Source organism: Winogradskyella sp., assembly GCF_028289625.1.
Classification (GTDB): Bacteria; Bacteroidota; Bacteroidia; order Flavobacteriales; family Flavobacteriaceae; genus Winogradskyella.
The window spans coordinates 23,807-35,835 of the sequence record NZ_JANQOM010000060.1 but is presented as its reverse complement, the minus strand read 5'-3'; the positions used below and the strand labels follow the sequence as shown (position 1 = coordinate 35,835).

15 protein-coding genes are annotated in these 12,029 nt (G+C 34.9%); 7 read left to right on the top strand and 8 right to left on the bottom strand.

The genetic code is table 11. The annotated features are described in order from the left end of the window. From Q0992_RS11850 to Q0992_RS11820, 7 genes are all read left to right on the top strand, one after another. Nucleotides 1-1,423, top strand: a 1,423-nt coding sequence (locus Q0992_RS11850) for a gliding motility-associated C-terminal domain-containing protein (RefSeq protein WP_299524415.1), incomplete at its 5' end; no start/stop codon positions are given. Between the two features lie 28 nt (nucleotides 1,424-1,451). Next, nucleotides 1,452-2,378 (top strand): type IX secretion system membrane protein PorP/SprF, encoded by a 927-nt coding sequence (locus Q0992_RS11845; RefSeq protein WP_299524412.1) that lies wholly within the window; start codon nucleotides 1,452-1,454, stop codon nucleotides 2,376-2,378. A gap of 10 nt (nucleotides 2,379-2,388) precedes the next feature. Then, nucleotides 2,389-4,368 carry an OmpA family protein gene (locus tag Q0992_RS11840; RefSeq protein ID WP_299524409.1) on the top strand — a complete coding sequence of 660 codons (1,980 nt, stop codon included), beginning with the start codon at nucleotides 2,389-2,391 and terminating at the stop codon, nucleotides 4,366-4,368. Between the two features lie 103 nt (nucleotides 4,369-4,471). Further along, nucleotides 4,472-4,999 carry an isopentenyl-diphosphate Delta-isomerase gene (gene idi, locus Q0992_RS11835; RefSeq protein ID WP_299524406.1) on the top strand — a complete coding sequence of 176 codons (528 nt, stop codon included), beginning with the start codon at nucleotides 4,472-4,474 and terminating at the stop codon, nucleotides 4,997-4,999. Continuing rightward, nucleotides 4,996-5,406: a 6-carboxytetrahydropterin synthase gene (locus Q0992_RS11830; RefSeq protein WP_299524404.1), complete on the top strand. Its 411-nt coding sequence runs from the start codon at nucleotides 4,996-4,998 to the stop codon at nucleotides 5,404-5,406. The genes idi and Q0992_RS11830 overlap by 4 nt, the downstream gene beginning before the upstream one ends. 3 nt (nucleotides 5,407-5,409) lie before the next feature. After that, a complete protein-coding gene (locus Q0992_RS11825; protein WP_299524402.1) occupies nucleotides 5,410-6,381 on the top strand; it encodes a type I phosphomannose isomerase catalytic subunit in 972 nt (323 codons plus the stop codon). 68 nt (nucleotides 6,382-6,449) lie between these two features. Next, the gene (locus tag Q0992_RS11820; protein ID WP_299524400.1) at nucleotides 6,450-6,719 is read left to right on the top strand and encodes a hypothetical protein; all 270 of its coding nucleotides are present in this window, start codon (nucleotides 6,450-6,452) and stop codon (nucleotides 6,717-6,719) included. A gap of 81 nt (nucleotides 6,720-6,800) precedes the next feature. On the opposite strand, the gene Q0992_RS11815 is transcribed toward Q0992_RS11820, so the two are convergent. The 8 genes from Q0992_RS11815 to Q0992_RS11780 form a co-directional block, all read right to left on the bottom strand. Continuing rightward, nucleotides 6,801-7,511, bottom strand: a complete 711-nt coding sequence (locus tag Q0992_RS11815; protein ID WP_299524397.1) for a DUF4369 domain-containing protein — start codon at nucleotides 7,509-7,511, stop codon at nucleotides 6,801-6,803. Nucleotides 7,512-7,529: 18 nt separating this feature from the next. After that, nucleotides 7,530-8,837 (bottom strand): DUF819 family protein, encoded by a 1,308-nt coding sequence (locus Q0992_RS11810; RefSeq protein ID WP_299524394.1) that lies wholly within the window; start codon nucleotides 8,835-8,837, stop codon nucleotides 7,530-7,532. Between the two features lie 62 nt (nucleotides 8,838-8,899). Then, on the bottom strand, nucleotides 8,900-9,079 hold the full coding sequence (locus Q0992_RS11805) for an Arc family DNA binding domain-containing protein (protein WP_299524391.1): 180 nt from the start codon (nucleotides 9,077-9,079) through the stop codon (nucleotides 8,900-8,902). Between the two features lie 2 nt (nucleotides 9,080-9,081). Beyond that, nucleotides 9,082-10,032 carry an alpha/beta hydrolase gene (locus tag Q0992_RS11800; RefSeq protein WP_299524388.1) on the bottom strand — a complete coding sequence of 317 codons (951 nt, stop codon included), beginning with the start codon at nucleotides 10,030-10,032 and terminating at the stop codon, nucleotides 9,082-9,084. Then, complete coding sequence (locus Q0992_RS11795) at nucleotides 10,025-10,537, bottom strand: hypothetical protein (protein WP_299524386.1); 513 nt, start codon at nucleotides 10,535-10,537, stop codon at nucleotides 10,025-10,027. Before Q0992_RS11795 ends, Q0992_RS11800 begins: the two co-directional genes overlap by 8 nt. Further along, nucleotides 10,537-10,695, bottom strand: a complete 159-nt coding sequence (locus Q0992_RS11790) for a DUF4177 domain-containing protein (protein WP_299524384.1) — start codon at nucleotides 10,693-10,695, stop codon at nucleotides 10,537-10,539. Before Q0992_RS11790 ends, Q0992_RS11795 begins: the two co-directional genes overlap by 1 nt. A 2-nt stretch (nucleotides 10,696-10,697) precedes the next feature. After that, on the bottom strand, nucleotides 10,698-10,880 hold the full coding sequence (locus Q0992_RS11785) for a hypothetical protein (protein WP_299524382.1): 183 nt from the start codon (nucleotides 10,878-10,880) through the stop codon (nucleotides 10,698-10,700). Between the two features lie 2 nt (nucleotides 10,881-10,882). Further along, on the bottom strand, nucleotides 10,883-11,743 hold the full coding sequence (locus tag Q0992_RS11780) for an SPFH domain-containing protein (protein WP_299524380.1): 861 nt from the start codon (nucleotides 11,741-11,743) through the stop codon (nucleotides 10,883-10,885). Nucleotides 11,744-12,029 lie beyond the last annotated feature (286 nt).

Genomic DNA, 12,029 nt, shown 5'->3' with positions numbered 1-12,029 from the left:
ATATACAGTGACAAACACAGGAAATACAACTGTATTTGATGTAAGTGTTACGGAAGATGCAGCAGACTTTACAGGAACAGGTACATTACCAACACCAGTGTATCAGAGTGGTGGTAGTGATGAAGACGGTGAGGCCGACTTAGAAGATATGATTGTAGGTTCAGGTACTATTGTTTATACCGCAACTTATGCTATTACTCAAGCTGATATTGATACGGGAATTGTAATCAATCAAGCGGTAGCAAATGGTACAGCGCCATTAGGTGACCCAGTTGGTGATGATAGTGATGATCCTAACGACCCAACAGGTTTGGATGATCCAACAGTTACAGAAATCATTCAAGTGCCCATGATAAGTCTTATCAAGACTACATTACCACTAACAGACACTAATGGAGATGGGATAGAAGGAAGCTTAGGTGATCTTATTTCGTATGTGTTTGTTGTTGAAAATACTGGTAATGTGACTTTGACTAATATTCAAGTTGAAGATTTATTACCTGGATTGAATCTAGTTGGAGGTCCAATAGCGCAATTGCTTCCAGGAGAGATAGACAATTCAACATTTACAGCAACCTATGAGATTACACAAATTGATTTGGATATCGGATCTGTTACTAACTCTGCAAGTGTCAGATCTGAAGGTCCAGGAGGTGATTTAGGTGATCCATCAGATGATGTTGAAGATATCAGTGATGATCCTAATGACCCTAATGATGATGATCCTAATGGTGATGGTGACCCAGATGATCCAACAGTAACTCCTGTTAACTCAATTTTTGATTTAGAAGTTACTAAGGAAGTTGATGAAACTCGACCAGTAGTTGGTGATGAAGTTACATTTACTATCGAAGTGGCTAATATTGGAAACGTGACAGCTACAAATGTAGTGATAGATGAACAAATTCCAGATGGATATATTTTTGTATCTGCAATTACAACTGCTGGAACATATTCAGAATTTGATGGCGAATGGGTAGTCGGTCAGCTAGATCCAGATCAGGTTGAGATTCTTCAAATTACAGTTGAAGTTTTAGGAATAGGTGACTATATAAACACTGCTTTCGTTGCTAATGCAGAAGGAGGAGTAGACATAAACCCTTCAGATGATGAAGCAAGTGCATCTGTAGATCCGATATGTTTAACGATTTACAATGAATTCTCACCAAATGGTGACGGTGTGAATGAAACCTTTGTTATTGATTGTTTGGAGCGATTCCCTAACAATAAATTAGAAGTCTATAATAGATGGGGTAACATCGTTTATTCTAAAAATGGTTATCTGAACGATTGGAATGGTACTTCCAATGGGCGAGCAGTTATTAATCAATCTGGAGAATTACCAGTAGGAACCTATTATTATGTTCTTGATTTGGGGGATGGATCTGAACCTAGAGTAGGATGGGTATATATAAATAGATAAGTAAACAACTATATAAAAAAACAGAAAGATGATACGTATATTATCAAAAGCAAGTTTAATTTTAATAGTGTTTACTACACTATTGATGTCTGAGGTAAATGCACAACAAGATCCTCAATTCACACACTATATGTACAATACGCTAAGTGTCAACCCAGCTTATGCAGGCCAACGAGAAACACTAAGTGTGGTTGGATTACATAGATCGCAATGGGTTGGTATAGATGGAGCGCCACAAACGCAATCTTTGGGAATTCATTCTCCATTACGCAATGAGCGTATCGGTCTTGGCTTAAATATTGTGAGTGATGCTCTTGGGCCTGCAAGAGAAACGTGGGTAGATGCTAATTTTTCATATACAATTCCACTCAATCCAAATGATTTAAAATTATCCTTTGGTGTAAAAGGAGGATTTCATATGCTGGACACGGATTGGAGCAAAGGACGTTTTCAAGATCCAGATGTAGTATTTAATAATAACTTGAATTTAATATCACCGACAGTAGGCGCTGGGTTATATATGCATACCAGAAAATGGTATTTGGGCTTGGCCGTTCCTAACTTTTTGGAAACTGAACATTATGACGATTTTCAGGAGTCTGTGGCAACTGAGCGTATGCATTTTTATGCTATTGGAGGATATGTCTTCAACCTAAGTGAGACTTTAGAAATGAAACCTGCCTTTTTAGTTAAAGGAGTTTCAGGTGCACCACTTATAGCAGATATATCGGCTAATTTTTGGTATAAAAAGAATTTAACAGCAGGTTTGGCTTGGCGTTGGGATGACTCCGTAAGTGCGCTTGTAGGTTTTCAAATGACTCCTGGTATGTTTGTTGGTTATGGATACGATTTAACAACTACAGGATTGAATAATTATAATGGTGGAACTCACGAAATAACTTTAAGATTTGAAGTGAAGCGATTAGGTAGGATTTTATCACCACGTTTCTTTTAAAATGATGATTATGAAAACAGTATCAAGATATATAGTTTTAGCAATAGTATTTGTAAGTTTTTCAAATCTTTTTGCACAGCAAGGAAAAATACAAAGCGTCAAGAATGACTATCGGGATTTTGCTTATGTAAAGACAAGCGAAGTGCTTTTAGAGGTGGCCAATAAAGGCTATAAATCAGCAGACTTATTTCAGAAGTTAGCTAACTCGTTCTATTTTAATAATGATATGAAAAATGCTGCGAAATGGTATGGAGAGTTAATGGCAATGAAAGAAGTTATTGATGCGGAGTATTATTTTAGATATGCATTAGCACTCAAAGGAATTGGAAATTATGAGGAGTCCGATAAGTGGATGAAAAAATTCAATGAACTTAAGCCAGATGATTTAAGAGGAAAAGCTTTTCTCTCTAAGGTTGACTACAGATCTGATATTGAGGAATTGAGTAGAGATGATATAGAGCTTGAAAATTTAGAAATCAACACAGAGTTTTCTGATTTTGGAACCACTGAATACGAAAATGGGATTGTATTTGCTTCTGCTAGAGGTGGTGGACGTAAGTACAGATGGAATGAAGAACCCTACTTGGATTTATATTCAGCAGAAAAAACAGAGAATGGTTTTGGCGAAGTAAAGGAAATTGATGGTAAAGTAAACACTAAATTCCATGAGTCTAGCGCAGTATTTTCACCAAATGGAAAATATATGTTCTTTACTAGAAATAATTTCTTTCGTTTAAAATATAAAGAAGATGATACAGGTATTAACAGGCTTCAATTATATAGAGCTACTTTGAGTGAAGATGGTACTTGGGACGAAATTCATAAGATTCATTTTAATAGCGAAGAGTATAGTGTTGCTCATCCAGCTTTAAATCTTACAGGAAGCAGATTATATTTTGCTTCTGATATGCCAGGCACTTTTGGTCAATCCGATATCTTTGTCGTAGATGTAAATGATGACGGTACCTTAGGTGAACCCGAAAATTTGGGGCCTTCTATAAATACAGAAGGGCAAGAGTCTTTCCCATTTATGGATACTAGTGGAAATCTATTCTTTTCCTCAACAGGATTCCCTGGTTTAGGTGGTTTTGATGTTTTCAAATCCGAAGGCTTGGATCAAAAAGTAGCCGTTGGGTCAAATAGAAATTTTCCTATTGAAAATGTCGGTAAACCCGTAAATAGTAATGCAGATGATTTTGGATACTACGAAAATTTAGTTACTAAGCGTGTGTACTTTAGTTCTAATAGAGATGGAGGTAAAGGAAGTGATGATATTTACACTTTCGAAATTCCTGAGTGCGAGCAGCTTGTTTTCGGAACTGTTCAAGATAAAAATACCGATGAACTTATACCTAATGCTACAGTTATTCTATTTGATGGTGAGGGTAATCTTATAGAACGTAAGACTGCCGATGCCAAAGCTGCTTTCTCATTTGAGCTCGATTGTGAAAAAGAGTATTTGATTAGAGGAGAAATGGAAGCTTATGTCTCAGATGAGAAACGTTTTACTACACCAAATAAAAAACAGGAGTTACAGCTTCAATTATTGTTAGAAAAGGATGTTCAGGAAATCAACCCATGTGATGACTTAGCTAAGGTTCTTGACATACCAATCATCTATTTCGATTTTGATAAGTCTAATATTAGGTATGATGCCGAAATAGAATTACAAAAAGTATTAGCGGTGCTTAACAAATATCCAACAATGGCCATAGATATTCGTTCTCATACTGACTGTAGAGGACCTGCAGACTATAATGAACGCCTTTCTGACCGACGTGCACAAGCTACACGCCAATACCTAATTGATAACGGTATAGCTGCTGAACGTCTTACAGCTAAAGGTTATGGCGAATCGCAATTGGTGAATGATTGTGGCTGTGAACCAACAAATGATTCTAGTTGTTCAGATGAAGAGCACCAGTTAAACAGACGTAGCGAATTTATAATTACAAGTATTAACGGTCAATCTTGTGATGACAAGGAATAAACTAAAAACTTAATAAAACATGTAAATAGCCGTTTAATTTTAAACGGCTATTTTTTATGAATTCCTTTACTTTTTTTACAGCTTTAGGTGTTAATTTTGCTTTATGATAGAAGAACACGTCATTTTAGTAGATGAAAACGACAACCAAATAGGTCTAATGCCAAAAATGGAAGCACATGAAAAAGCAATGTTGCATCGTGCTTTTTCAGTTTTTATATTCAATGATAAGAATGAATTAATGCTTCAACAGCGTGCTATGCACAAATACCATTCCCCGGGGTTATGGACCAATACTTGTTGCAGTCATCAAAGGGATGGTGAGACCAATATAGAGGCAGGTAAAAGACGCTTGCAGGAGGAAATGGGATTTGTTACCGAATTGGAAGAATCAACATCCTTTATTTATAAAGCACCTTTTGATAATGGTTTAACAGAGCATGAGTACGACCATGTTATGATAGGTTACTATAACGATCCTCCAGACATTAATAAAGACGAAGTTGCTGATTGGAAATGGATGCCTTTAGAAAATATAAAAGTTGATATGGCACTACATCCAGAAGTTTATACAGCTTGGTTTAAGATTATATTTGAAAGGTTTTACGAATTCATAAACATTAATAACTCATGAAAGTCACCGTACATAGAAAAGCACACTTCAATGCAGCCCATAGACTTTACAGAAAGGACTGGAGTTTTGAGAAGAATGAAGCTGTTTTCGGGTTGTGTAACAATCCTCGTTATCATGGGCACAACTATGAGTTAATTGCTAGTGTTACCGGAGAGATTGATCCAGAAACAGGTTATGTTATTGACGTAAAGATCTTGAAGGATATCATAAAATCTGAAGTTGAAAATGCTTTGGATCATAAAAATCTTAATGAAGAAGTGCCCGAATTTGAAAATTTAAACCCAACAGCAGAGAATATTGCTGTCGTCATCTATAATAAAATCAAAGCGAAACTAGATTCAAAATTTCATTTAGAAGTTACATTATACGAAACTCCTCGTAACTTTGTAACGTATTCTGGCGAATAATTTATGAAAAGCACATTACACCCCTTAAAATTTCATCCCATTTTAAAAGATAAAATCTGGGGAGGTGAAAAACTTAGAAATCGGTTTAATAAACTTTCCGAATCCAATCAAGTTGGTGAAAGTTGGGAAATAAGTACTGTTTTTGGTAATATTTCTGTTGTTGCAAATGGAGCTTTAAAAGGAAGCACATTACAAGAGCTTTTGGAAGAACACACTTCAAATTTTTTAGGGAAGAATAATTATGATAGATTTAGGAATGACTTTCCGCTACTCATTAAGTTTATAGATGCTAAACAAGATTTGAGTATTCAGTTACATCCAGATGATGATTTAGCTAAAAAACGACATAACTCATTTGGTAAAACCGAAATGTGGTACGTTATGCAAGCTGATAAAGATGCTAACCTTATTGTAGGTTTTAATCAAAAAATGGATAAAAAGACCTACTTAAAACATCTGGGAGAGAAAACCCTTACTGAGATTCTAAATTTCGATAAGGTGAGAGAGGGCGACACTTATTTTATTGAAGCGGGTAGAGTCCATGCCATTGGAGCAGGAGTCTTATTGGCCGAAATTCAGCAGGCCAGTGATGTGACGTATCGTGTTTATGATTGGGACAGAAAAGATGCAGAGGGCAATGAACGTGAACTGCATAATGATATTGCTATTGATGCCTTTAAGTTTGATATGGATGATGATTTTAGAGTAGAGTATGAGAAGCAAAAGAATGTATCTAATACAATGGTAAACTGTCCGTTTTTTACTACCAATTACTTAGAGTTAGATTCAGTAGTTGAAAAGAAAAATGACAAAGACTCCTTTCTAATTTACATGTGTGTTGATGGGGATGTTCAAGTGTTAACCCATAATACAGTCGACACAATTGCTAAAGGAGAAACGATTTTAATTCCTGCTGCAATTAAGGATTTTAAACTAAAAACAACTGGAGCAAAACTTCTTGAAGTCTATGTTTAAAACTTCGGTTCCATATTGAATTTATGGAGTTTAGATTTATTACATTTGTACCTATAAATTTATGAATTATGGCGAATAAAAGAGATTTAAAGAAAGATATTAACTACGTTTTTGGAGATATTATCGAAGCCGTTTACTATTGGGAATTAGAAAATACACAGAAGCCGACTAAAGAAAGCGATGCGATTATAGATGATGCCATTGCATCTTTTGATGAACTTATTGCCCGTGTTAATGATAGAAATATAGAAGATAAAAAAGCACATTTTAAGGCAATAAATAGTGATTTGGAAGCTAAAGGTCGGGCACTCATAGAGCGCATCAATAAGTTGAAATAAATACAATTTAAACACAAACAAAAAAGCCAATCATTTTGATTGGCTTTTCGTTTTATTTTTAGAATAATAAGCTGGTAATAGTTACTCTTCTGTCTTCCTACTTTCAATAAACTCACCAAGTTTTTTTCCATAAAAAGAATTCTTTACATCATCATTCAATCCATTATAAACAGAATCGATATAAATCGGGTTAGCTGAAGGGATTTCATATAGTGCTAAGTAAGGTGCTATGACATTGTCTTTGTTGTTTAAGGCAAACTGAATGGTATAAGAATATTTACGCTTTAATAAAGCCGCTGAGACGCTATTTAAGGAATCTACAACCATACTATCATTATCTTTTTGTGCCAATAAACGCGCCTTAATAATAGATAAATTTTGATCGTTATACCTAGATACTACTTTTGTATATTCATTTAACAAATCTTGTTCTTCAGACCCTTTGATTACTGCGTCGTAATTAAAACGTTTTAAAGAGGACTTAATTTCAGTATAACCAGTATCTGCAAAAAAAGGAATATAATGTTCTTCTCCATCGTTTTTAAAAAGCTTTAAGTATAGAAGCAGGGGTTCTTCCAATTTTGTTTTTAAAGTGAATTTTGGCTCACCATTTATGGCAACAGAATCTAAATCAACAATGGATGAATCTCCTTCTTTTTGGAGATAGACTACACCTTTTTTAAGACCTTTTATTTGACCATTTAAAGTAAAATTGGCCTCTTTTTCTTTATCACAGGAAACACTGATGAATATTAAAAATATTAGACTAAGACATGTGTTGAATTTCCTCATATTTTATTCAAATTAAGGTTAAGTTATTGGAGCAATCATTCGCATCAGCTCGGCTGTGAGCATCGCACCGTAAGTTCCTACCACGTATCCAAAAACAGCTAATAAGACACCTACTGTTGCTAAAGAAGGATGGAAAGCTGCAGCAACAACTGGGGCAGAAGCAGCTCCGCCTATATTTGCTTTACTGCCAACAGCTAAAAAGAAATATGGTGCTCTAATTAGTTTTGCTACTAAAAACAATAAACCTACATGGATTGCCATCCATACCAAGCCAACAACAATTAATCCTGGATTTTCTACAATTTTTGTTAAGTCCATTTTCATACCAATGGATGCTACGAGAATGTAAATAAATACGCTACCTATTTTGCTTGCACCTGCACCTTCGTATTTTTTCAATCTAGTAAATGATAAAATAATACCCAAAATAGTTGCAATTGATATCATCCAGAAGAATTGGGATCCAAATGAAGACCATGCTGATTTTTTGTCACTTACAGCTTCAACATTAGCCTTTAAAAATTCAGAAATTTCATTCGCGCCAAAATGAGAAACACCAACAATAGTAAACGCAATACCCAAAATTACCATGAAATCTGCTAGTGTAGGATTTCTTGATATACTAGCTGCATAGCTGGAAACTTTTTCTTTTAGGGTTTCAATAGCACTATTGTCTGCTTTAAGCCAATTATCAATCTTCTTTTGTTTTCCTATACCAAGTAAAAGAATAGCCATCCAAATATTGGCAACTACGATATCAACAATAACCATTCCTGCATAATTTGCCGTATTATATTCGTAAATTTCTAACATTGCTGCTTGGTTAGCTCCACCACCAATCCAGCTTCCAGCAAGAGTTGCTAGACCTCTCCAAACGGCATCAGCACCTGCGCCTCCAACAGTTTCTGGAGATACTAATGCAATTAAAAAAACAGCTATGGGTCCACCAATAATGATTCCCAAAGTTCCGGTGCCAAACATAGCCAAGGCTTTCCAGCCTAGATTAAAAACAGCTTTAAGATCAATACTAATGGTCATAAGTACTAAGGCCGCAGGAAGCATAAACCTACTCGCAATGTAGTATACTAGCGATTCGTGTTTAACCACTTCTCCGGTAGCTTCTGTAGTTTCCCATTCAGGGGCTATTAGTCCGAAAGTAGTCAGGGCTGCAGGCATCATATATGCCATTAAAAGTGCAGGAATATATTTATAGAATTTTTTCCAAAATTTGTTTTCACTTGTGGAGGTATAAAAAACAAACCCTAACATTAACATTAATAGTCCAAAAACAATAGTATCTTGAGTAAAGAGAGGTGCTGTGTCCATGTTTGATAAATTAAAGACGCAAAATACCAAAATTAAGCGCATAAAAAAAGCGACCTTATTGATCACTTTTTATCTTCATCTGTTTTTTGCCTTTTGGGTTGTCTTTTATGTTCTTTCAAATATTGCATTAACATCCATTCTATTTGGCCATTGGTACTACGAAACTCATCAGCAGCCCATTTTTCAATGGCTTTAAGCATATCTTCATTTATCCGTAATGCAAAGGCTTTTTTCTTAGACATTTTTATTGTTGTGTTATAAATTTTGTAATTACGGTTATTAATTCTTGGGATAGTGGGAAATCGGCTTTACTATAAGATGTTAAATTATCGCTGTCTTTTTCTATGGTCTTCAAAACATGATTCATGTTTTCTATAATCACCAGCTTAGAACTTGGATTGGCTTTGTGAAGCGCCTCGGCATCCTTAACAGTAACCTGAATATCCTTAGTACCATTAATAATTAACGTTGGTATTTTTAACTTCGATATTTCATTGGTAGGTTGATACTCCATATAAGATTTTAAAAAATCTAAGTTAGCTTCGGCAAATATGGATAATAGCATGGGATTAACTTCCTTTATTTTTCCAGTACTTTTGAGTTCTTTGAAATGGTCTTTTGTGGTTTGTCCTAGGGATTCGCTTTGTGCACTAATTTGTCTGGTTATAGCATTATCTACAGATTCTCCAAGGCCTGCTAAAGAAATATACTTATCTATATCATCCGATACTGCTAACATTGCTACCAATGAACCCTGGCTATGACCTAAAAGTGTAATGCTGTTAAAACGCTTATCTGATTTAAAACTATCGATTACTGTGCGTACATCCGCAACCAAGTCTTCAAAGACAAAATGGTTTATCAGTATTGGTATATTGGCTTTAGTTACATTACGCTTATCATAACTGTAGAAGGCTATATTGTTTTTATTTAAACTATCTCTCAAAGCTTTTATATAATTGGCATTAACACCTAAAGCTGTTTGATTGCCGTTTCTGTCTGGATTGCCTGAACCTTGTACAAAAATGACTAGAGGTTGTTGCTCTAGATTTTTATTGTAAGTCAACGTACCAGGTAATTGTATGCTATCGTTCATCAATAAAAATTCCTCTGTGGTAGTCTCAGACTGTGCTATACCTGATAAAAAGCATATGAACACTAACGTTTGTAAAATTTTAATACTAACTTTATTCATCTTGATTATCAATTTTTGATTTATACGTTTCAAGGATTTTTTTTGCCTCATTTTCTTTTTGGGTACCTATTAATAGTTTTTTCCCATTTTTTAACTCTAGCTGAATACCGATATCTCCAGATACGTTGATAGCCGTTCCTTTTGACTTCTTCCAAAGTGCTCCACCTTTGAGTCCCCATCCTCCATATTCCGTTATGGCATCATAGGTTCTTACATAGGCTGTATTGATATCTTGCCATTTTATCAGTCTAGATTTTAGGTGGAAGGGAAAAAATTTATAATGAATTCCTAGTTCGTCTATTCTTGATGAAAGTTTGAATATAAAAATGATGCCCGAAGCCAAAGTAATAATTCCTATAATGGTAATTAATTCTAGTCCAGAAAACCTATTTGGGTTTTTTATATATGATCCTAAGATAATTCCCAATGGTACCATCATACTAACTACCACTAAGACAATTAACCATAATTGGGTAAATCGTTGTTCTTCCTTAAAAATTCGCATTATCTGTTTTTATCACGTTCAAAGATGACCATTGGTGAATTTTGGCCAATGTGTTTTACAATCCAACCCTCACGAGCATATTGATTTAAAAAATCCTCGTAATTCTGAGTTCTATTTTTCCATCCAAGTTTTGGTACAACTACTTTGTATTCTTTCATGATTATTCTTCCTTTTTGTCTTCCTTAAATATTGCAAGAGCTAATACGACTCCTATAACTAAACCTAACATAGAACCGTAAACAGTGCCCATAGCAACGTTACCTATAACGGCACCAATTGTGATCCCTATACTTGTTCCAAACGCACTACCTAAAGCAATGCTATATATTTGGTTTTTATTCATTACTAGTGGCTTAATGTTCCTGTATTTACTACTGGAGCTGCTTCTTTATCTCCACAAAGTACCACCATAAGATTGCTAACCATTGCTGCTTTACGTTCCTCATCGAGTTCTACAATCTCATTCTTGTTAAGTTCCTCTATAGCCATTTCTACCATGCTTACCGCACCTTCAACAATCTTATGCCTCGCTGCGACTATGGCTGTTGCCTGCTGACGTTTCAACATAGCATTAGCTATTTCTTGGGCATAAGCTAAATAACCAATTCTAGCTTCTAAGACTTCTATACCTGCAATGGATAACCGTTCATCGATTTCACGTTCTAATGCCTCACTTACTTCATTAACGCTAGAGCGCAAGGTGATATCTTCATCATGGCCTTCGTCTGCAAAATTATCGTATGGATACATACTCGCTAATTTACGTACAGCGGCATCGGTTTGTACACGAACAAAGTTCTCATAGTTGTCAACATCAAAAGCCGCTTTATAGGTGTTTTGTACACGCCAAACCAAAATGGTACTGATCATAACAGGGTTTCCTAACTTATCGTTTACTTTTAGTCGCTCACTATCAAAATTACTCGCTCTAAGAGAGATCTTTTTTTTGGTGAAAAAGGGGTTCACCCAATAAAAACCATTCCTTTTAATGGTGCCAACGTATTTTCCGAAAAGTAATAGTACTCGCGATCCGTTAGGTTGTACCATTACAAATCCAAATGCAAGTATTAATGCAGGAATTAAAATAAACAGGTATTCTGGCTCTTGGAAATTAATGGCATAAAATATAGGTCCAAAAAATAAAACTAAGAATACTACTAACATTAGATATCCATTTGCAGGAACGATGGTCTTTTCTTCTTTCATAATTTAAAATTTAAAGGTTAATCATTTAGTAAATCAATATGATATTAAAATGATATCATAAAGATATAATTTATTTCATTAGTATGCAAATGGAATATTTTGTTACAACGTTATAAAAAAGAATAAAAAAAATATAGTTTGGCACGCGGTTTGCTATTATTAAAGTGTAATGGTTACAGCGATAGTTACAAGCGTAACACAACTTCAAAATCGCGACATTACAATTTGGTTGGTTAGTTAGTAAAAAAGCATCTCGTAATTGAGATGCTTTTTTAATTTTAGTTAT